The organism is Actinomadura sp. NPDC048394 (assembly GCF_040651755.1).
In the GTDB taxonomy this organism is placed as follows: domain Bacteria; phylum Actinomycetota; class Actinomycetes; order Streptosporangiales; family Streptosporangiaceae; genus Spirillospora; species Spirillospora montaniterrae.
Genome location: NZ_JBEZJL010000036.1, coordinates 50,147 through 70,817 on the forward strand (window position 1 = coordinate 50,147; position 20,671 = coordinate 70,817).

19 protein-coding genes are annotated in these 20,671 nt (G+C 74.5%); 11 read left to right on the plus strand and 8 right to left on the minus strand.

Annotated features, from left to right (window positions below; genetic code table 11):
• Positions 1 to 3 precede the first annotated feature (3 nt).
• Positions 4 to 1,638 (minus strand): SpoIIE family protein phosphatase, encoded by a 1,635-nt coding sequence (locus AB0C78_RS26000; RefSeq protein WP_360752366.1) that lies wholly within the window; start codon positions 1,636 to 1,638, stop codon positions 4 to 6.
• A 101-nt stretch (positions 1,639 to 1,739) separates the two neighbouring features.
• On the opposite strand from AB0C78_RS26000, the gene AB0C78_RS26005 reads away from it, so the two are divergent.
• Together AB0C78_RS26005 and AB0C78_RS26010 are read left to right on the plus strand one after the other, a co-directional pair.
• Positions 1,740 to 2,540 (plus strand): SAM-dependent methyltransferase, encoded by an 801-nt coding sequence (locus tag AB0C78_RS26005; protein WP_360752369.1) that lies wholly within the window; start codon positions 1,740 to 1,742, stop codon positions 2,538 to 2,540.
• Positions 2,541 to 2,591: 51 nt separating this feature from the next.
• Positions 2,592 to 4,943 carry an excinuclease ABC subunit UvrA gene (locus AB0C78_RS26010; RefSeq protein WP_360752372.1) on the plus strand — a complete coding sequence of 784 codons (2,352 nt, stop codon included), beginning with the start codon at positions 2,592 to 2,594 and terminating at the stop codon, positions 4,941 to 4,943.
• A 134-nt stretch (positions 4,944 to 5,077) separates the two neighbouring features.
• On the opposite strand, the gene AB0C78_RS26015 is transcribed toward AB0C78_RS26010, so the two are convergent.
• A complete protein-coding gene (locus AB0C78_RS26015) occupies positions 5,078 to 5,695 on the minus strand; it encodes a hypothetical protein (RefSeq protein ID WP_360752374.1) in 618 nt (205 codons plus the stop codon).
• Positions 5,696 to 5,697: 2 nt separating this feature from the next.
• A complete protein-coding gene (locus AB0C78_RS26020) occupies positions 5,698 to 6,468 on the minus strand; it encodes a hypothetical protein (RefSeq protein ID WP_360752376.1) in 771 nt (256 codons plus the stop codon).
• A gap of 374 nt (positions 6,469 to 6,842) precedes the next feature.
• On the opposite strand from AB0C78_RS26020, the gene AB0C78_RS26025 reads away from it, so the two are divergent.
• From AB0C78_RS26025 to AB0C78_RS26050, 6 genes are all read left to right on the plus strand, one after another.
• On the plus strand, positions 6,843 to 8,471 hold the full coding sequence (locus AB0C78_RS26025) for a lysine 5,6-aminomutase subunit alpha (RefSeq protein ID WP_360752379.1): 1,629 nt from the start codon (positions 6,843 to 6,845) through the stop codon (positions 8,469 to 8,471).
• On the plus strand, positions 8,468 to 9,322 hold the full coding sequence (locus tag AB0C78_RS26030) for an OAM dimerization domain-containing protein (RefSeq protein ID WP_360752382.1): 855 nt from the start codon (positions 8,468 to 8,470) through the stop codon (positions 9,320 to 9,322). Before AB0C78_RS26025 ends, AB0C78_RS26030 begins: the two co-directional genes overlap by 4 nt.
• Entirely contained in the window at positions 9,319 to 9,714 is a 396-nt protein-coding gene (locus AB0C78_RS26035) for a hotdog fold domain-containing protein (RefSeq protein ID WP_151547137.1), read from the plus strand. The genes AB0C78_RS26030 and AB0C78_RS26035 overlap by 4 nt, the downstream gene beginning before the upstream one ends.
• 642 nt (positions 9,715 to 10,356) lie before the next feature.
• Positions 10,357 to 12,060, plus strand: a complete 1,704-nt coding sequence (gene lnt / locus AB0C78_RS26040) for an apolipoprotein N-acyltransferase (RefSeq protein ID WP_360752385.1) — start codon at positions 10,357 to 10,359, stop codon at positions 12,058 to 12,060.
• A 5-nt stretch (positions 12,061 to 12,065) separates the two neighbouring features.
• Entirely contained in the window at positions 12,066 to 12,812 is a 747-nt protein-coding gene (locus AB0C78_RS26045) for a polyprenol monophosphomannose synthase (RefSeq protein WP_151545262.1), read from the plus strand.
• A 120-nt stretch (positions 12,813 to 12,932) separates the two neighbouring features.
• Positions 12,933 to 13,487, plus strand: a complete 555-nt coding sequence (locus AB0C78_RS26050) for an FxsA family protein (RefSeq protein ID WP_360752387.1) — start codon at positions 12,933 to 12,935, stop codon at positions 13,485 to 13,487.
• Positions 13,488 to 13,578: 91 nt separating this feature from the next.
• Here AB0C78_RS26050 and AB0C78_RS26055 read toward each other — a convergent pair whose 3' ends face one another.
• Positions 13,579 to 13,923, minus strand: a complete 345-nt coding sequence (locus tag AB0C78_RS26055) for an RNA polymerase-binding protein RbpA (RefSeq protein WP_067472838.1) — start codon at positions 13,921 to 13,923, stop codon at positions 13,579 to 13,581.
• 166 nt (positions 13,924 to 14,089) lie between these two features.
• Positions 14,090 to 14,734: an ATP-dependent Clp protease proteolytic subunit gene (locus AB0C78_RS26060; RefSeq protein WP_360752390.1), complete on the minus strand. Its 645-nt coding sequence runs from the start codon at positions 14,732 to 14,734 to the stop codon at positions 14,090 to 14,092.
• Between the two features lie 93 nt (positions 14,735 to 14,827).
• On the opposite strand from AB0C78_RS26060, the gene AB0C78_RS26065 reads away from it, so the two are divergent.
• The gene (locus AB0C78_RS26065; RefSeq protein WP_151545260.1) at positions 14,828 to 15,124 is read left to right on the plus strand and encodes a type II toxin-antitoxin system Phd/YefM family antitoxin; all 297 of its coding nucleotides are present in this window, start codon (positions 14,828 to 14,830) and stop codon (positions 15,122 to 15,124) included.
• Positions 15,125 to 15,152: 28 nt separating this feature from the next.
• On the opposite strand, the gene AB0C78_RS26070 is transcribed toward AB0C78_RS26065, so the two are convergent.
• Entirely contained in the window at positions 15,153 to 15,959 is an 807-nt protein-coding gene (locus tag AB0C78_RS26070; protein WP_151545259.1) for a glycerophosphodiester phosphodiesterase, read from the minus strand.
• 116 nt (positions 15,960 to 16,075) lie between these two features.
• Between AB0C78_RS26070 and AB0C78_RS26075 the strand changes: the two genes are divergently transcribed.
• Entirely contained in the window at positions 16,076 to 16,291 is a 216-nt protein-coding gene (locus tag AB0C78_RS26075) for an EF-hand domain-containing protein (protein ID WP_360752394.1), read from the plus strand.
• A 72-nt stretch (positions 16,292 to 16,363) separates the two neighbouring features.
• Here AB0C78_RS26075 and AB0C78_RS26080 read toward each other — a convergent pair whose 3' ends face one another.
• On the minus strand, positions 16,364 to 16,957 hold the full coding sequence (locus AB0C78_RS26080) for a TetR family transcriptional regulator (RefSeq protein ID WP_360752396.1): 594 nt from the start codon (positions 16,955 to 16,957) through the stop codon (positions 16,364 to 16,366).
• 152 nt (positions 16,958 to 17,109) lie between these two features.
• Between AB0C78_RS26080 and AB0C78_RS26085 the strand changes: the two genes are divergently transcribed.
• Complete coding sequence (locus tag AB0C78_RS26085; RefSeq protein WP_360752399.1) at positions 17,110 to 18,660, plus strand: MDR family MFS transporter; 1,551 nt, start codon at positions 17,110 to 17,112, stop codon at positions 18,658 to 18,660.
• A gap of 54 nt (positions 18,661 to 18,714) precedes the next feature.
• On the opposite strand, the gene AB0C78_RS26090 is transcribed toward AB0C78_RS26085, so the two are convergent.
• A complete protein-coding gene (locus AB0C78_RS26090; RefSeq protein ID WP_360752402.1) occupies positions 18,715 to 20,619 on the minus strand; it encodes an MFS transporter in 1,905 nt (634 codons plus the stop codon).
• Positions 20,620 to 20,671 lie beyond the last annotated feature (52 nt).

The window sequence follows — 20,671 nt, forward strand, 5'->3', positions numbered from 1 at the left end:
CGGTCAGCCGGTCCCGCCGCCGGGTTCGCCGGTGCCGGGGCCGGTGCCGGGGCCGGTCGCGCGGACCAGGAGGAGGGCGATGTCGTCGTGGCCCTGCTGGTCGGCCAGCAGGGTCAGCACGCCGTCGGCGGTCGCGTCCAGCGACGTCGACTGCGAGGCGACCAGCGCGGACGCCAGCCGGGCGATGCCCTCGTCGACGTTGCGCAGCCGGCTCTCCACCAGCCCGTCGGTGTAGAACGCCAGGGTCGCGCCCGCCGGGATGACCGCGGAGACCTGCTCGTACTCGGGCGGGTGCGCCGGGTCCGACACCCCGAGCGGCAGCCCGTGCGGGACGGCGAAGTGCCGGGCCGTCCCGCCGGCGAGGGCCAGCAGCGGCGGCGGATGCCCGGCGCACGCCAGCTCGCACCGCATCGTCGCCGGGTCGCAGACCAGGCACAGGCAGGTGGCGAACTGCGCGGCGTCCAGGCCCTGCGCGATCGTGTCCAGCCGGGTCAGCACCTCGGCGGGCGGCAGCTCGCTGCCCGCCAGGGTGTGCGCGGCGATCCGCAGCTGGCCCATCGCGGCCGCCGCGGTCACGCCGTGCCCGACCGAGTCGCCGATCACGATGGCGACCCGGTCGTCCGGCAGCGCCACGACGTCGTACCAGTCGCCGCCGACGTCGCCGCCCGCCGGGACGTACCGGTGCGCGATCTCCAGGCCGGCGGGCGCGGCGACGCGGCCCGGCTTCAGCCCCGCCTGCAGCGCGGCCACCGTGCGGCGCTCACGCCGGTACAGGCACGCGTTGTCGACGCACGTCGCGGCGCGCGAGGCCAGCTCGGCGGCCAGCGCGGTGTCGGCGGGCGCGAACGGCAGCCGGCCGCGCTTGCGGCTGAACACCGCGAAGCCCAGCACCCGGCCCCGCGCCACCAGCGGCACAGCCAGCAGCGACACGTGGTCGAGCAGCCCGTCCACGGCCGGGCCGGCGCGGTGCACGATCGCGTCGGGGATGGCGTCGCTGCCGAACTCGACCATCCGCGCGGTGTTGACGCACCGGGCGTACGGGGTGTCGGGCGGGTAGACGATGACCTCGTTGACGGGGAAGTCGCGCGCCCAGGAGCCCGGGTCGTCCTCGGCGAAGGCGATCGCGAGCCGCCGGACCACCGCCGCGCCTCCCGCGGGCGGCGCGGGCCGCCCGTCGGCGAGCAGCGCCTCCAGGACGTAGATGGCGCCCGCGTCGGCGAACCGCGGCACCGTCACCCCGACGATCTCGGCGGCGGTGCGGTGCAGGTCCAGGGTGGAGCCGATCCGGCGGCCGGCCTCGTTCAGCAGCTCCAGCCCGCCCGCCCACGGCGGCGCGACGGTCAGCGCCACCAGCGTCCGGCCGGAACCGGCCGCCATCGGGTCGCACGAGACCTCCATCGTCGCGCCGGCGAGCGGCAGCGTCCCGCGCCACGGGCGCCCGGCCGCGGCCTGCTTGAGCGCGCCCGCCAGCGGCTCGGCGCAGGCCGGGCCGAGCAGGTCGGGCAGCAGCGCGCCCACGGCGGCGGGCGCCGGGCAGCCGAACAGGCGGGCGGCGCCGTCGCCGCAGGCGGTGACCGTGCCGTCCGGGGCCAGCAGGACGGTCACCGGGCCGGCGTGCGCTGCGAATGGCTCTGACATCGGTCCTTCACGGTCGGCTGCGTCAGGGTCGTCCCGGTGTGATTCGCGTTACGCTGAATCCCCCGCGGACGACGGCCCTCGGCTGAAAAGGGAGACGATGCATGGACTCCGAGTGGATCCCACCCGAGGTCGACGGTCAGAGGCCAAGCGTCGCACGGGTGTACGACTTCCTGCTCGGCGGAGGGCACAATTTCGCGTCCGATCGTGACCTCGCGACCGGGCTGCTGCGGATCGAGCCGCAGGCGCGGGAGTTGGCGCACGCGAACCGGGCGTTCCTGCGCCGCGCGGTCCGCGCGGCGGCGCGGGCCGGCGTCGACCAGTTCGTCGACATCGGGTCGGGGATCCCCACACAGGGCAACGTGCACGAGGTCGCACAGAGTGTCAACCCGGACGCACGCGTGGTGTACGTCGACAACGACGACGTGGCGGTCGCGCACAGCCGCTCGATCCTGGCGGGCAACGACCGCGCCACGGTCATCCAGGCGGACATGCGCCGGCCCGCGGAGATCCTGGAGCACGCGGAGCTGAACCGGCTCGTCGACCTGGCCAAGCCGGTGGCGTTCCTGCTCGTTGCGGCCCTGCACCTGGTGAAGGACGACGAGGACCCGGCCGGGATCGCCGCGGCGCTGCGCGACGCGGGCGCGCCCGGCAGCCACCTGGTGCTGTCCCACCTCACCCACGAGGCGCAGCCGGGCAAGACCGCAGCGATCGGCAAGCTGTACGACCGGGCGACGTCCCCGGCGGTGTCGCGGTCGCACGCGGAGATCCTGCGTTTCTTCGACGGCTGGGACCTGCTGGACCCGGGCCTGGTGTACGTGCCGCTGTGGCGTCCCGACGACGATGACGAGGTGAAGGACCCCGAGCGGTTCCTGGTGTTCGGCGGGGTGGGCCGCCGCCCCTGACCTGCGGGGACCGGCGCCGGACCGCGGCGGCCGGCCGGTAGTGTGCTGATCATGCAGGCCGCCGACGACCCGTTCGTGCGGGTGCGCGGCGCCCGCGAGCACAACCTGCGCGGCGTGGACGCCGCGATCCCGCGCGACGCGCTGGTGGCGTTCACCGGCGTGTCCGGGTCGGGCAAGTCGTCGCTGGCGTTCGGCACGCTGTACGCCGAGGCGCAGCGCCGCTATCTGGAGTCGGTCGCGCCGTACGCGCGGCGGCTGCTCCACCAGGTCGCGGCGCCCGCCGTCGACGAGGTGACGGGGCTGCCGCCGGCGGTGGCGCTGGAGCAGCGCCGCTCGGTGCCGTCGTCGCGGTCGTCGGTCGGCACGGTGACGACGCTGTCGAACTCGCTGCGGATGCTGATGTCGCGGGCGGGGGAGTACCCGCCGGGCGCGGAGCGGCTGGACTCGGACGCGTTCTCGCCGAACACCGCCGCCGGCGCGTGCCCGCACTGCCACGGCCTCGGCGAGGTCCACGAGGTCACCGAGGACTCGCTCGTCCCCGACCCGTCGCTGAGCATCCGCGACGGGGCCGTCGCGTCGTGGCCGGGCGCCTGGCAGGGCAAGAACCTGCGCGACATCCTCGACGCCCTCGGCTACGACATCGACCGGCCCTGGCGGGACCTGCCCCGCGAGCAGCGCGAGTGGATCCTGTTCACCGACGAGCAGCCGGTCGTGACCGTCCACCCGGTCCGGGAGGCGCACCGGATCCACCGCCCGTACCAGGGCACCTACTCCAGCGCCAAGCGGCTGGTGCTGCGCGCCTACGCCGACTCCAAGAGCGAGGCGCGCCGCCGCCGCGCCGAGTCGTTCCTGGTCGCGGCGGTGTGCCCGGTGTGCGGCGGGCGGCGGCTGCGGCCCGAGGCGCTCGCGGTCACCTTCGCCGGCCGCACCATCGCCGAGCTGGCCGCGCTGCCGCTGTCGGCGCTGGCGGGCGTGCTGCGCCCGAACCTCGCGGGGGACGGCCCCGCCGCCGTCCTCGCCCGCGACCTGACCGCCCGGATCGAGGTGCTGGAGGAACTCGGCCTGGGGTATCTCGCCACGTCCCGCCCGGCGCCGACGCTGTCGGCGGGGGAGCTGCAGCGGCTGCGGCTGGCGACGCAGCTGCGGTCCGGGCTGTTCGGCGTGGTGTACGTGCTGGACGAGCCGTCCGCCGGGCTGCACCCCGCCGACACCGAGGCGCTGATGACGGTGCTGGAGCGGCTGAAGGCGGCGGGCAACAGCCTGTTCGTCATCGAGCACGACATGGAGGTCGTGCGCCGCGCCGGGTGGGTCGTCGACGTCGGGCCCGGCGCGGGCGTGCACGGCGGCCGGGTGCTGCACAGCGGGCCCGTCGCCGGGCTGGGGGACGTCCCGGAGTCGGTGACGCGCCGGTTCCTGTTCGGGGAGCGGGCCCGGCCGCCGAGGGAGCCGCGCGCGCCGTCGGGGGCGCTGGAGCTGCGCGGCGTCACCCGCCACAACCTGCGCGGGCTGGACGCCGACGTCCCGCTCGGGGTGTTCACCGCGATCACCGGTGTGTCCGGGTCGGGGAAGTCGACGTTCGCGGACGTGCTCGCCGAGCACGCCGAGGCGAGCGGCGGCGTGCAGCGGGTGGTGCGGGTCGACCAGCGCCCGATCGGCCGCACGCCCCGCTCCAACCTGGCGACCTACACCGGCCTGTTCGACGCCGTCCGCAAACGGTTCGCCGCAACGGACGAGGCGAAGGCGCGCGGCTACGGCGCGGGCCGGTTCTCCTTCAACGTGCCGGAGGGCCGGTGCGAGAACTGCCAGGGCGAAGGCTACGTCTCGGTCGAGCTGCTGTTCCTGCCGTCGACCTACGCGGTGTGCGAGGTGTGCCACGGCGCCCGCTACAACCCCGAGACGCTGGAGGTCACCTGGCACGGCGCGAGCATCGCCGGCGTGCTGGCGATGACGGTCGAGGAGGCCGCCGGGTTCCTCGCCGAGGTCGCCCCGGCCGCCCGCGCCCTGGCGGCGCTGCGCGACGTCGGCCTCGGCTACCTGCGGCTCGGCCAACCGGCGACGGAGCTGTCGGGCGGCGAGGCGCAGCGCATCAAGCTCGCGACCGAGCTGCAGCGCGCCCGCCGCGGGCACGTCCTGTATCTGCTGGACGAGCCGACGACCGGCCTGCACCCGGCCGACACCGAGCTGCTGGACCGGCAGCTGCACGCGCTGGTGGACGGCGGCGCCACCGTCGTGGTCGTCGAGCACGACATGGACGTGGTCGCGTCCGCGGACCACGTCATCGACCTGGGGCCGGGCGGTGGCGGCGAGGGCGGCCGCGTCGTCGCCGAAGGGACGCCCGAGCGGGTGGCGGCCGCGCCCGGGAGCCGCACCGCCCCGTATCTGAAGGCGCGGCTGCGTATCTGAAGGCGCGGCTGCGCTGATCCGTGCGGGGCGGGTCGGTGGGGCGCGTCCCCGCCCGACCCCGGCGCGGCGGGACGGGCGGGGACGCACCGGCCGGCGGCCCCCTGCGGGTCGACCAGGGCGGCGGGCCCGCCGGGTCAGCGGGCGAACGCGATGGCCGTCCCGGCGCTGACGACGACCGCGATGACCACCAGGACCAGCGAGGTGCTGAGCGGGTCGCGGCGCCGCTCCAGCGCCTTCGGCTTGGACGTCGCGGCGCGGTTGACCGGGTGCGGCGAGGCCGACGGCTTCGGCCTCCTCGGCGGCGCGTGCGGAGCGGCCGGGACCGCGGGGGCCGCCGCGCGCGCCGGGTGCGGTGCGGGCGGCGGCGGGGTCGGCACCGGTTCGGGCGCGGGCGCCTCGGGGACGTGCACCGGCGGCGCGGCCTGGGGCGGCGGCTCCTCGGCCGGCGGCGCGGGTTCGGTCTCCGGCGGCGCGGGCGTCTCGGGCGGCGGGGCGTGCGTCTGCGGCGGGGCGGGCTGGGGCGGCGGCTCGGGGGTGGCGGCGGGCGGTTCCGCGCAGCCCGGCGCGCCCGGCCCGACGTTCACGTGGACCTGCCCGTCGATGCAGACGCTCACCCCGCCGCCGCCCTCCCCGGTGACCGTGACCGAGGACGACGGGTCGGGCGCCGGATCGGCGAGCGCGCAGGCCGGCAGCGCGAGGGCCCCGGCGAGCGCCCCGCCGATCGCGGCGGGGAGCAGCGGCAGCCGGCGCATGCTCAGCCACCTCCGGAGATGCGCCGCAGTTCGGCCGCCGCGCCGGTGTAGGCGTCGGGGTGGACGGCGAGGCCGCCGCGGAACACGTGCGCGATGTCGAACACCAGGTAGACGCCGGCGGCCAGCAGCCCGGCCATCATCGCGAGCGGGACCAGCGTCAGCCCGCGCGGCCGGGCGCCGGCGAACAGGGGCAGCAGCATGACGACGATCCCGGTGAGGACGGTGACGATCAGCAGCCCGGCGGGCGGGCTGGTCTTGGCGTCCATGGCCCGCTGGTGGCGGGCGGCGGAGATCTCGGTGAGGTGGTCCAGGACGCTGCCCTGGGCGTTCTGCAGCTCGTCGGTGCTCGCGTTGACCGCGATCACCTCGCGGCGCAGGCCGTCGAGCTTCGTCCATCCGGCGGCGCTGAGCCGGCCGTGGTCGCGCATCAGCCGCCATTCGGGGCCGCGGACGAGCTGCACGTAGTCGCGCAGCCCGGCCTGGACGCGCTGGGCGTCGGCGGGGGGCAGCCGGGAGGCGGCCCAGTACGCCTCGACGACCGCCTGGCTCTCGGCGTAGGTGTTGGAGCGGGCGGAGTCGGCCGAGGTCCACGGCACCACGATGGCGATGGCGAACGCGAGCAGGAACAGCGCCGACAGCATCGCCCCGGTGTGCGCGGTGGTGGGGCCGTCGGGATCGGGGTCGTCGACGCCGTGCCGCCCGCGCCGCACGAGCCGGCTCGCGAGGATCACGACGATGACGGCGCACACCGCGGCCGCAATATAAATGATCATGGCCCTCCAGGCGGAACCGGACTTGCGGCGGCCGGGGCCGGGTCCCCGCCCGCATGCGACTGTCGGTGATTCTAAGCTCACCAAGCGTGTCCGGTCCCTGGTTTCCCTTTGGTCGTCACCTGGGGGTGACGTGACCGGCCGGGGCGGGAAGCAAAGGCTGGCCCTGGACGGGCTTCCGTGCCGGGAGGGAGCGCGGTGGACGGAAGGGGAAGGAGTGATGGAGACGTGGGGCGTGCTCCCGTAACCGCAGGATCCGCTGTTAGTTCTTGCGATTTGTGGTTCGGATGCCGGAAGATCTCCGGTAGAGAACTCGCATAGAAGGACGATTGTCGGTAACCGGCCTGAGAGGGGCGGTAGCGTGAGGGGAGACGGCAATGGTGCCGCAGGGAAAGCTGGACCTCGATCCGCAGGTGGTGGCCGCCGCCCGGCGGCTCGCCGCCCGGGCCGCGGAACCGATCATCGAGATGGCCCGCTCCCACACCACCGTCTCGGTTGAGCGGGCGCTGCTGCGCCTCGCCGGGCTGACCGGCGCCGACGACGAGGGCCGGCCGTGGGCCAACCACCTCGCCGACGCCGTCCGCGACCAGGTCGGCCTCGAGCACGGTGTCGCGCTGCCGGTGTGGGACGCGCTGCTCGCCGGGCCGCACCGCACCCTCGGCGACCTCGCCCAGGCCGCCGCACGCGGGCGCGTGTCGTTCCGGCTGCCCGCCGGCACCGACGCCGCGCACGCCCGCGAGGCCGCGTCAGCCGCCGCCCGCACCGGCATCGCCCGCATCGACCGCCGCCGCGCCGAGCGCGACGCGCTGCTGGCCGAACTGCCCACCCCCGACGCCGCCGACCCGCCGCGCCCGCTCGTGTACCTCATCGTCGCGACCGGCGACATCTACGAGGACATCCCGCAGGCGCAGGCCGCCGCCCGCGAGGGCGCCGACGTCGTCGCGGTCATCCGCTCCACCGGGCAGTCGCTGCTGGACTTCGTCCCCGAGGGCGCCACCCGCGAGGGCTACGCCGGCACCTACGCCACCCAGGAGAACTTCCGGCTGATGCGCGCGGCGCTCGACGACGTCTCGCGCGAGCTCGGCCGCTACGTCCGGCTGACCAACTACGCCTCCGGGCTGTGCATGCCGGAGATCGCCACGCTCGCCGGGCTGGAGCGCCTGGACATGATGCTGAACGACTGCATGTACGGCATCATCTTCCGCGACATCAACCCCCGCCGCACCTTCATCGACCAGCGCTTCTCCCGGCAGATCCACGCCCGCGCCGGGATCGTCATCAACACCGGCGAGGACAACTACCTCACCACCGCCGACGCGGTCGACGCCGCGCACACCGTGATCGTCAGCCAGCTGCTCAACGAGCGGTTCGGGCACGAGGCGGGCCTCGCCGACGCCCAGCTCGGCCTCGGCCACGCCTTCGAGATCAACCCGGCGATCCCCGACTCGTTCCGGCTGGAGCTGGCGCACGCCCAGCTCGTCCGCGAGCTGTTCCCCGGCGCGCCGCTGAAGTACATGCCGCCGACCAAGCACATGACCGGCAACATCTTCGCCGGCTACCTGCTGGACGCGTTCTTCAACCTCGCCGGGGTGCTGACCGGGCAGTCGATCATCCTGATCGGGATGATGACCGAGGGCATCCACACCCCCTGGCTGTCGGACCGCGACCTGGCGCTGGAGAACGTCCGCTACGTCCGCGACGCCTGCGGCGCCCTCGCCGAGGACTTCATGCCGCGGCCCGACGGGATGATCGTCCAGCGGGCCAGGCAGGTGCTGTCGGAGTCGGTGGAGCTGCTGGAGCGCATCAACGACGACGGGCTGCTCACCGCGATCGCCGAGGGCACCTTCGGCGTCACCCGCCGCCCGCCCGACGGCGGCAAGGGACTGGACGGCGTCGTCGAACGCGCCGACGGCTACGTCAACCCCGCCATCGAGATCCTCGACACCGAGGACCCGCACGCCCACCGGACCGCGGCCGACGCCGCCGCGCAGGAGGTGCCCGCATGACCGTCGAGACGACCGGGGGGACGCAGGCCCCCGCCCAGCCCGCCGACACCCGCCAGGTGATCCGCCCCTACGGCGACACCACCGGCGACGGCATGGTCCAGATGTCGTTCACCCTGCCCGTCCCGGCGGGCAAGCGTGCCGACGCCGCCGCGCTGCAGCTGGCCGGGAAGATGGGCCTGGACCCGGCCAGCGTCGTGCACGCCAAGCCGATGGGCCCCGACTTCACCTTCTTCATCGTCTACGGGCGGGTCGGGCACCTCATCGACTACGCCTCGATCCCCGTCCCGGAGGAGCGCGCGTACCCGCTGCTGTCCTCGCAGGAGGTCAACCTCGCGATCCGGGGCGCGCTGAACCGGCGGCTCGTCGTCGTCGGGGCGTGCATCGGCACCGACGCCCACACCGTCGGCATCGACGCGATCCTCAACGTCAAGGGGTTCGCGGGGGAGAAGGGCCTGGAGTACTACCGGGAGATCCAGGTGGTGAACATGGGCGCCCAGGTCACCGTCGAGGAGCTCGTCGAGCGCGCCAAGGCCGAGGACGCCGACGCCGTGCTGGTCTCCCAGGTCGTCACGCAGAAGAACGCGCACCTGCACAACACCAAGCAGATGGCCGCCGCGTTCCACGCCGAGTACCCCACCGCCGTCGCCGCCGGCATGGGACGCCCGCTGCTGGTCGTCGGCGGGCCCCGGTTCGACACCGTCACCGAGGAGGACCTCGGCGTCGACCGGATCTTCGGCAAGGGCACCACGCCCGCCGAGGTCGCCAGCTACCTCGTCCACGCCCTGCTCCCGGGGCAGGCCGTCCAGGACGCCCGGCAGGCCGCCGACGACGAAGGAGAGGACGGACGATGAGCGACCCCCGCGAGGGCCTGACCGTCACCCACCGCCGCTACGTGCCCTACGCCCACGCCCACTACGCCGGCGACCTGGTCGACGGCGCCTACATGCTCGGCCTGTTCGGCGACGTCGCCACCGAGGTGTGCATCCGCACCGACGGCGACGAGGGCCTGTTCGCCTCCTACTCCGACGTGCAGTTCCGCGCGCCCGTCCGGGCCGGGGACGTGCTGGAGGCCAGCGCCGTCGTCACCCGCGTCGGCACCCGCAGCCGCACCCTGGACTTCGAGGCCCGGGTGGTGTGCCGGGGCCGTCCCGACAAGGGGGAGTCGTCCGCCGAGGTGCTGGCCGAGCCGATCGTCGCGGTCACCGCGACCGGCACGGTGGTCGTCCCCGCGCCCGGCGGCTGAGGCACGGGCCCGATCCCGCCCGCGGCGCAGGACGCCGCGGGCAAGATCGGCGCGTCCGGGACGGAATTGACAGGGGCCCGCGATCATGGGGCTGAGCTGGGAGAACAGAGAGTCGCCGCAGAACATGCGGCGGTTGACAAGGGCCGCGAAGCCGGTAGTTTTGCTGCAGTCCAGCACGGGACTCACCGATCGGCCGCCCGGGTCGTCACCGGGCACCGCGCCGCGGCGGGACCAGAGCGGGCCACACCGGTGGCCGACGCCCCCGCCCGAGCCAGTGCGGTGGTCCGGGCCGGTGTCCGGGCGGAGCCGCCCGATCGCGCGGGGGGTTGGACCCGGGAAGGGCCCGGACATCCAGTAGAAAACGGAGACCCGCTCTCACCGCCTGTGGGACGGCTCCGGCCCGATGGATGTCACGGGCCCTCTTCCGCGTCGGCCGCGACCCCTGGCCGCCGCGCCGTCCTCCCTGTCCGCCGTTTCCGCCGTTTCCGGCCGCGCCTCCCGCCGTCCGTATCGCCCCGCCCCCGGCCTCGAGCGCATACCGTTGCCGCATCGGCGGTAGCACCGAGACCGGGGCGTGGTCGCCCCGGCCGCCGCGGGCCGGTAGCGTTCCGGCGGACGGATCGAGCGAACGAGGGGTGGACGTTGGCCCAGGAGACCCTCCCGGACCGGCAGCCGGCCGGCGGACCGGCGGACGCCGGCGGCGGGCCCGGCGGCGCGGCCGGACGTCCCGGGCGCCTCGCCCGGCGCGGCCGGGCGCTGCGGCGCTTCCTGCGCACCGGCGGGCGCGCCGGATGGCCCCGCACCCTCGTGGTCCTGGTCGCGGGCGGCGCCCTGTGCCTGGCCTTCCCGCCGTTCGACCTCACCCCGCTCGGGCCCGTCGCCGTCGCCGCGTTCACCCTCGCGCTGCGCGGCCAGGCGGCCCGCACCGGCGCCTGGCTCGGCTTCCTCGGTGGCGCCGCGTTCTTCCTGCCGACCCTGGACGGCCTGATCCCGGTCGGCCCCGACGCCTGGGCCGCGCTCAGCCTGGTCCAGGCCCTGTACTTCATCCCCATGGGCGCCGCCATCGCGCTGGTCACCCGGCTGCCGGGCTGGCCGGTGTGGACGGCGGCGCTGTGGGTCGCCCAGGAGGCGCTGCGGGGCCGCGAGCCGTTCGGCGGGTTCCCGTGGGCGCGGCTGGCCTTCAGCCAGACCGCCACGCCCCTGACCCCCTACGCCTCGGTCGGCGGGGCGCCGCTGGTCACCTTCCTGACCGCCCTGCTCGGGGGCCTGCTCGCCGCCGCGGCCGTCGCCGCGTGGCGGCTCCGCCCGTCCCGCCCGGGTCCCGAGAGCGATACCGATGGCGGCGGCACGGCGGCCAAGCCTCGCAGGGGGCGCGCGGCCGTCTCGGGCGCCCTGGCCCTGGTGGTGGCCGGCGCGGTCACGGGCGCGGGCCTTCTCATCCCGACCCCCACCGACGGCCCGCACGTCACGGTCGCGGTCATCCAGGGCAACGTGCCCCGCCTGGGCCTGGACTTCCTCGGCCAGCGCAAGGCCGTCCTGAACAACCACGTCAACGCCACCCACCGGCTGGCCGCCGAGATCCGCGCCGGCGAGGTCGCCCGGCCGCAGCTGGTGGTCTGGCCGGAGAACTCCAGCGACCTGGACCCCTACACCGAGCCCGACGCCTACCGGGCCATCGACGGCGCCGTGAAGGACGTCGGCGTCCCGGTCCTGGTCGGCGCCCTCACCGACACCCCCGACCGCAAGAAGGTCGAGAACCGCGGGATCGTCTGGGACCCGGTGACCGGGCCCGGCGACTACTACGTCAAGCGGCACCCCGTCCCGTTCGGCGAGTACCTGCCGTACCGGGACGTCCTCACCAAGATCATCAAGCGGTTCGAGCTGATCCCCCGGGACTTCGCCAAGGGCACCCGGTCCGGGGTCATGCGGCTCGGGCCCGTCGACATCGGCGACGTGATCTGCTTCGAGGTCGCCTACGACCGGGAGGTCCGCGACGTCGCCCGCGGCCGGATCCTCGTCGTCCAGACCAACAACGCCACCTACGGCCGCACCAGCCTGCCGCCCCAGCAGATCGCCATGTCGAGGCTGCGCGCGGTCGAACATGGCCGTACGATCTTGGTTGCCGCGACGAGCGGGATCAGCGCGATCGTCGCCCCGGACGGCCGGATGATCGACCGGTCCCGCGAGTTCGTGCCCGACATCCAGGTCGCGAGCGTCCCCGAGCGCACCGAGCGCACCCTGGCGGACCGGCTCGGCGAGTGGCCGGAATGGGTGCTGGTCGCGGTGGGTATCGGAGCGCTGTGCGCCGCGGCATGGACGACGGCCAGGAAGAACGAGGAGAATTGACGCCGATGGAGATCCCAGCCGACCTCGGCAGGGTGCTCGTGATCATCCCGACCTACAACGAGCGGGAGAACATCGAGCGCATCACCGGCCGGGTGCGCAAGGTCGTGCCGTCGGTGGACGTGCTGGTCGTGGACGACGCGAGCCCGGACGGCACCGGCGAGGTCGCCGACGCCCTCGCCGCCGCGGACGACCAGGTGAAGGTCCTGCACCGCACCGGCAAGGAGGGCCTCGGCCCCGCCTACATCGCCGGGTTCCGGTGGGCCGCCGAGCAGGGCTACGACGTCATGGTCGAGATGGACGCCGACGGCTCCCACCAGCCGGAGGAGCTGCCCCGGCTGCTGGCCGCGCTGGAGGACGCCGACCTGGTCATCGGCGCCCGCTGGGTGCCCGGCGGCAAGGTCGAGAACTGGCCGAAGCGCCGCGAGGCGCTGTCGCGCGGCGCCAACACCTACGCCCGGCTGATGCTGCGCATCCCGCTGCACGACGCCACCGGCGGCTACCGCGCGTTCCGCGCCGCGACGCTGGACAAGATCGGCCTGGACGGGGTCGACTCGCGCGGCTACTGCTTCCAGATCGACCTCGCGCTGCGCGCGCTGCACAAGGGGCTGCGCGTCGTCGAGGTGCCGATCACCTTCGTCGAGCGGGTGCACGGCACCAGCAAGATGAGCCGGGACGTGATGATGGAGGCGGCGCTGCGCATCACCCAGTGGGGGATGGCCGAGCGCACGGGCAAGGGCGACCGGTCCGGCTGATCCGCCCCCGCGGCACCGGGAGCCCGGCGCCACCGGGAGCCCGGCGGCGCCGGGGGAAACGTTCGGGGGCGTCCTGGCGTTGACACCGGTACAGGCTTACCGCAACCCGAAAATGGAGCCATGCTGCCGCTCGCACTGGTCCTGGCGTTCCTGCTGATACCGGTCGTGGAGATCGTCCTGCTCGTCCAGGTCGGCGAGGTGATCGGCCTGTGGCCGACGCTGGCGCTGCTGGCGGCCGAGACCCTGCTGGGCGGCTGGATCGTCCGCCGGGAGGGCCGCCGGGCCTGGCGCGTCCTGCAGGACACGCTGCGCCGCGGTGCCGCGCCCGACCGGGAACTCGGCGACGCCGCCCTGGTCATGGCCGGCGGCGTGCTGCTGCTGATCCCCGGCCTCATCACCGACGTCCTCGGCCTGCTGTTCGTGCTGCCGTTCACCCGGTCGCTCGTGCGCCGCGTCGTGTCCCGGTACACCGCCCGGCGGATGCGCCTGGCCGGGGACCGCGCGTCGATGACCTACCCGCCCGGCCCCGGCGGCCCGGGAGGGCCCGGGTTCGGGCCGTTCGGCCGTTTCGACCCGTTCGATCCGGGGGCGGACGGCCGCGACCCGGACACCCCGCGCGGCCCGGTCGTGCGCGGCGAGGTCGTCGAGGAGGACGACCACCCGTCCCGCACCTGACCCGCCCGGCCCGGCCCCACAGGGCCCGACAAGCACACATACGAAGAGGCCCGCACCGGAAGGTGCGGGCCTCTTCGCCGTCGTCAGACGGTCATGCCGATCTCCTGCGCCCCGCCCGCAGGATCTCCAGCCGCTCGGCGAGGACCTCCTCCAGGTCCTCCACGGTTCTGCGCTCCATGAGCATGTCCCAGTGGGTGCGCGGCGGCTTCCCCTTCTTGGCTTGGGGCAGCTCCCCGTCGACCCGCAGGGCCGTGGCGCCGCAGCTGCGGCATTCCCAGGTCATCGGCACCTCGGCCTCGGCTGCGAGCGTCACGGTGAACCGGTGGCCCTTCGTACAGGTGTAGTCCACCTCTTGCCGAGGGGCCAGATCGGTGTTGCGATCGTTCTCGTAGCTCGTCGCTCCGAGTCGGGTGCCGCGAAGTGCGCGCTCGGCCATCGTCACGTGCCTCCCAGACGGCTTGCGGTCTTGCCCTGACCAACGCTGGACACCATCACAAGATTCCCGGATCATGCGGCGTCCAACCCTGCTCTTTGCGGCCGTACCGGGCCGCCCGCGCCGATCGTCCGGCGGGCCGCGCCGGCGCGTGCTCGGGCGCCGGCCGTCAGGACCCGACGCGGTCGGTGCTGTCGATGACGTGGTCGACGAATCCGTACTCGCGGGCCTGCTCGGCGGTGAACCAGCGGTCCCGGTCCCCGTCGGCCTCGATCCGCTCCAGCGGCTGGCCGGTGTGGAAGGCGGTGCGCTCGGCGAGCGTCCGCTTCAGGTACAGCGACTGCTCGGCCTGGATCTTGATGTCGGACGCGGTGCCGCCGATCCCGCCGTGCGGCTGGTGCATCATCACCCGCGCGTGCCGCAGCGCGTACCGCTTGCCCGCCGTGCCCGCGCACAGCAGCGTCTGCCCCATCGAGGCCGCCATGCCCAGCGCGACCGTCGACACGTCGTTCGGGACGAACTGCATCATGTCGTAGACCGCCATCCCGGCGTCGACGACCCCGCCGGGGGAGTTGATGTAGATGGTGATGTCGCGCCGCGCGTCCTGCGCGGCGAGCAGCAGCAGCTGCGCGTTGACCCGGTTGGCGACCTGGTCGTCGATCTCCGTGCCGAGGAACACGATCCGCTGCGCCAGCAGCCGCTCGTACAGCTGCGCCTCCGCGAGCGGCGGCGCCTCGGCCACCTTCGCCGTCGTCCGCGGCGCGAAGGTCTCCGCCCGCCCTCCGTGGCGGTCGTGCTCCGGTCGTTCGAACATGCACCCTCCTCTGTTATGTACAGAACGTACACTCTGTACAGCTCGAGAAGCTACAGAAGCGCGCCGGGAGGGGCCAGGGGAGTTCGCTATACGATGAACAGCGTGGAAAAGCCGGTGACGGAGGCACGCAAGGAGTTCGCCGACCTGGTGAACCGGGTCGCCTACACGGGGGAGCGCGTGGCGCTGACCCGCCGTGGGAAGGTGATGGCCGCCCTCGTGTCCGCGGAGGACCTGGAGCTGCTGGAGAGCCTGCGCGCCGGGCGCCTGGACCTCACCCAGACCGGGCCCGCCGCGTCCCAGCAGCCCGATCGGCCGCAGCACGCGCCGCTGCGGATCGCCGCGGAGTACCGCCCCGGCGGGCCGCCGCGCCCCCCGGGCTTCGGCCGCTGAGGCGCCACCCGCCGCGCGGCCGCCGGGCTCAGGACGCCGGGGTGGGGCGAGGCCACAGGTCGCGGGACGCCATCACGTGGCGCAGGGCGACCAGGTCGTCGGTCATGATGCCGTCGATGCCGATGTCGAGGAGCCGGTTCATCGCGGCGGGGTCGTTGACCGTCCAGGCGTGCACCTTCAGGCCGAGCCGGTGCGCCTCCTCGATGAACGCCTCGGTGACGAACGGGACGGGCCCGAGACCGTAGGGGACCTGGGCGCAGGCCACGCCGGTCGACGCGAGGCGGACGAGCTTGGCGGTCGGGCCGCCGTAGGACCGGGCGCGCAGCGCCATCAGCCCGCGCGGCCCCAGCGCCATGCACACGTCCTCGGCGTCGAACAGCGGCAGGCGCGCCCGCATCTGCGCGAGCCGGCGGGTGGAGAACGAGGTGATGCACACCCGGTCCCACGCGCCGGTGCGGTGCAGGACCTCGGCGAGCGGGCCGATGACCGGGGCGTCCTTGAGGTCGATGTTGACGCGCGCGTCCGGCCACGCCGTCAGGACGTCCTCGAGGCGGGGGATGGGCTCGGTGCCCCGGATGCGGGCCTTGGCGACCTCGGCGTAGGGGAGCCGCGCGATCGCTCCCGTCCGGTCGGTCACCCGGTCGAGGGTGCGGTCGTGGAAGGCGACGACGACGCCGTCCGCGGTGGCGTGGGCGTCGGTCTCCAGGTAGCGGTAGCCGAGGTCGATCGCGCGCTGGAAGGCGGCCATCGAGTTCTCCGGCCGGCCGCTCGCGCCGCCGCGGTGGGCGAACGGGATCGGGCCCGGGTGGTCGAGGAAGGCGTACGAGCGGGGCACCCGTCCGATTATGGCCGACGCCCGCGCCCAGCCTGACCTTACTATGTAAAGGCGCCGGGCTCGTGCCGTCACTGCTAACGTCGCCTCCCCAGACGATCAGCAGGAGGAGCAGCCCCATGGCCGACGTGAACGAGTACCGGGCGACGTTCGAGCTGGTGGACGTGGACGGCGACGGGTACATCTCCACGGCCGAGCTGAAGAACCTGATGTCCAGGCTCGGGCAGGGCATCACCGAGACGCGGGCCGTGGAGGTCGTCGTCGCGGCCGACGCCAACCACGACGGCAAGATCTCGCTGGAGGAGTTCGCGGCGCTGATGGAGCAGACCGCGTAACCCGGCGCGATCGGGCAGGCCCGGCCGCACGCCTTCGGGCGCGGCCGGGCCTTTCGTCGTGCGTGGGATGCGTCAGCCGCGGGGCGAGGTGGCGGCGAGGGTGGCGTCCCAGCCGTTCTCGAGGAGGTCGAAGGCGCGCTCGACGGCCTCGCGGGGGTCGGCGCTGCCCCGGGCGAGGGCGGAGGTCTCCAGCGCGAAGTGGGCGAGGGCGGCGCAGGCGGGGTCGTCCTCGGGGCGGCCGGCGTCCTCGGCGATGGCGCGGGCGAGCGCGGTCTCGTGGCGCATCCACATGCGGTGCGCGTAGTCGCGCAAGGCCTGGTGGCTGTCGACGAGGCGGGTGAAGTCGGCGGTGGCCCGGCCGGGGTCGACGAACTTGCGGCGCAGGATGTGCTCGCGCAGCGCGGCCGCCGCCGAGGTGCCGGCGGGACGGTCGCGGACGGCGGCGACGAGGGCGGCCTCGACGTCGGCGTCCAGGTCGAACACCAGCGCCTCCTTGCTGGGGAAGTGCTTGAACAGCGTGGTGGTGGAGACGTCGGCGGCCTCGGCGACGTCCTTGATGCCGACGTTGTCGTAGCCGTGCTCGAGGAACAGCCGCAGGGCGGCGTCGGCGAGCGCCTTGCGGGTGGCGGCCTTCTTGCGTTCCCGGCGGCCCATCGTCTCCGTCATGCCGCCATCCTAGCCGCTCGGTTGCCTCGATTGAAAAGTTGACTCGTTGCACTTTTGTATCGAGTGTGCTTTTGTGGAGGGGCCGGGCCCGGCGGCGACGCCCCGATGAGCCCGGCGCCCCCTCCGTTCCCGCACGAGTGAGGTGATCAGCCATGTCCGCACCCGATCCGTCCCCGTCCCCGCCGGCGCCCCGCGCCATCCGGTGGGCCCTGCTGGGCGTGATGCTCGCGATGCTGCTGTCGATGCTGGACAACATGGTGGTCGGCACCGCCATGCCGACGATCGTCCGCGACCTCGGCGGCCTGGAGCACATCTCCTGGGTCGTCACCGCGTACACGCTGGCCACCGCCGCGTCCACGCCCGTCTGGGGCAAGTTCGGCGACCTGTTCGGCCGCAAGAACGTCTACCTGCTGGCGGTCGCGGTGTTCGTGGCCGGGTCGGCGCTGTCGGGCGCCGCGCAGTCGATGCTCCAGCTGATCCTGTTCCGCGCCGTGCAGGGGATCGGCGCGGGCGGCATCGCCGCCCTGGCGTTCGCGCTCATCGGGTCGCTGGTGCCGCCCCGCGAGCGGGGCCGCTACCAGGGGATGACCGCGTCGGTGATGGCCGTCGGCACGATCGGCGGGCCGCTGGTCGGCGGGTTCATCACCGGCCACGCCGGCTGGCGCTGGGCGTTCTACGTCAACCTGCCGCTCGGCGCGCTCGCGCTGGTGTGGTGCTGGTTCATGCTGCGGCTGCCGGCGTCGCGCGGCAAGGCCCGCATCGACTGGGCGGGCATCACGCTGATGACGGCGGTGATCTCGGCGCTGGTCCTGGCGACGACCTGGGCGGGCAGCACGCACCCGTGGGGATCGTGGCAGGTCCTGGGCCTGTTCGGGGTCGCCGTGGCGGGCGTCGCGGCGTTCGTGGCGGTGGAGCGCCGGGTCGCCGAGCCGGTGCTGCCCCTGCGGATCTTCACCGGGCACCGCAACTTCCCGCTGATGTCGGTGCTGATGCTCGTGTCGGGCGTGACGATGTTCGGGTGCGCGCTGTACCTGCCGCTGTTCCAGCAGACCGTCCAGGGCGCGTCTGCCTCGGACTCCGGGCTGCTGCTCCTGCCGATGATGGCGCCGGTGGTGCTGGTGTCGCAGATCGGCGGGCGGGTGATGTCGGCGACCGGCCGGTACAAGCTCTTCCCGGTGCTCGGCACGGCGTCCATGACCGCGGGGCTGCTCCTGCTGTCGACGATGGACGCCTCGACGCCCCGCGCGCTGACCGGCTGCTACATGGCGCTGGTGGGCGTGGGGATGGGCTTCCTGACGCAGATGGTCACCACGATCGCGCAGAACAGCGTCGAGATGCGGGACATGGGGGCCGGGTCGGCGGCGATCACCCTGTTCCGGACGATCGGCGGGTCGGTGGGGGTGGCGGTGTTCGGGTCGCTGTTCAACCGGGCCGTCCACGGTGGCCTTCCCGCGGACGGCTCCGGCGCGGTGCACGCGGCGGCCCTGCCGCGGGCCGCCCGGGAGGCCTATCTGCACGCGTTCGTCACCGGGACGCACCAGATCTTCCTGGTCGGGGCGGTCGTGTGCGCGGTCTCGCTGGCGGCGGCGCTGCTGGTGAAGGAGGTCCCGCTGCGCGGCAAGGCCGAGCCCCCGTCCGGCCAGGCGAAGCCGGGGTCCGAGTCCGAGGTGGGGGCGGCTCCCGAGCCGACGTCGGCGAGCTGAGCGAAGCGGGTCCCCGGCCGCTCGGGCGGCCGGGGACCGTGCCGTGCGGGCGGTTCAGCGGAGGCGGCGCAGTTTGAGGGCGTTGTCGGTGCGGGTGATGGTGCTCCCGTCCGGGGCGGTCTGGACGCGCTCGTGCTCGCCGCTGTGCAGCACCTCCCACGCGTCCTGCGGGAGGCGCAGGGATTCCAGCACCTCGTCGGGGGTGGGCAGGTGCATGTCGTGGTGGTCGTGCCCGTCGGCGTGGTCGTGGCCCTGCTGCTCCCAGGGCGGCGGTCCGGCGTGGCCGACGATCAGCAGGGTGCCGCCGGGCGCGACGGCCGCGGCGGCGGACCGCAGGATCTCCTCGCGGGGCATCTCCCGGGGCGAGTGCAAGAAGTGCGCGGACACCAGGTCGAACTCGCCCTTGGGGAAAGACACGGCGAGGTCGTGGTGCTGCCAGTCGACGCGGTCGGCGACTCCGGCGTCGGCGGCGTGCCGGGCGCCGCGTTCGAGGGCGACGCGGGAGATGTCGACCGCGGTGACGCGCCAGCCGCGGCGGGCGAGCCAGACGGCGTCGGCGCCCTCGCCGGCGCCGAGGTCGAGGGCGGTGCCGGGCGGCAGGTCGGCGGTCTCGCGGACCAGGACGGTGTTGGGGTCGCCGCTCCAGATCCGCTCGCTCTCGGAGTAGCGGTCGTCCCAGAACTGCTCGGCGGTGGTGCCGTCGTCGTCGCTCATCGTGCGTCCTCGGGGAGGTGTGGTGGCCTGTTCCGGTGCCATGCTCGTTCCCCGGACCGGATTCGGCGAACTCTTTTGCCGTTTCCGCAAAAGCCGCGGGGCCAGCAGCACGGGTGCGGCGAGGACGGCCGGGGCCGCGGCGACCGCGAAGCACGCGGGCAGCGGCAGCGCGTCCAGGCAGGCGCCGATGGCCCCCGTCCCGGCGGACGAGCCGAGGTTCACGGCGGTGTTGACCCAGGCGCTCGCGCGGACGCGGTCGCGGGGCGCGGCGTCGGCGTCCGCCATCAGGTAGGAGGTGGTCAGCGACGGCCCGACGAACGCGCCGGCGGTGAACATCGCGGCGGCGAGGACGGCGACGCCCGGGGCGAGGCCCGCCGCCGCGACCGCGGTCCCCAGCGCGCCGGCGAGGACGGCCAGCCGCACGCGCATGGAGGGCCGCCAAGCGACGGCGCCGTATCCGAGGCCGCCGAGGGCGCTGCCGGCCGACATCGCCGCCATCACCCAGGCGCCGCCGGTGGCGTGGTGGTGGTGCCGGGCGGACGCGACGGCCAGCAGTTCCATGCAGCCGAGGGCGGCGCCGGTCGCGGCCGCCGCGGTGACGGGCGCGAACTGCAGCGCCCGGCCGCTCCGGAGCGGGCGGTGCCCGAGCGGGCGCGGGCGGACGGCGGGGGAGGTGACCAGCCCCAGTGTCCCGGCGGCGACGAGGCCGGCGCTGGTGGCGACGCCGAGGGACGGCGTCGCCACCGCGGTCGCGAGGCCGGCCAGGAGCGGGCCGGTGATGAACAGCAGTTCCTCGGCGACGGCGTCGAGGCTGTAGGCGCGCTGCTGGAGCGCTTCGCCGGCGGCGAGGTCGTTCCACAGGGCCCGCATCACCGGGCCGAGCGGGGGGGCGGTCGCGCCCGCCGCGGCGATGAGGACCACGAGCAGCGCGATGGGCGCGCCGGGACGCCAGGTGGCGGCGGCGAGGCCGAGGAGCGCCAGGGCGTAGGCGCCCGACATCGGCGGCAGGGCGGCGCGGGGGCCGTGCCGGTCGATGAGGCGGGCGCGCAGCGGCGACAGCACGGAGATGGTCAGGCCCAGTGCCGCCATCAGCGCGCCCGCGGTGGTGTAGGAGCCGGTGGAGGCGGTCAGCGCGAAGGTGAGGGAGAGGAAGACCGTGCCGTAGGACAGGCGGCCGAGCAGCGCCGCGCCGAAGGTGCGGGCGGCGTGCGGGGCGCGCAGGACGGCCGCATAGGAGGGTGCCATGAGCGTGTTCCTCGAAACGGGTCCGCGGGGGGGGGGAGAGGACGTGCGTGGA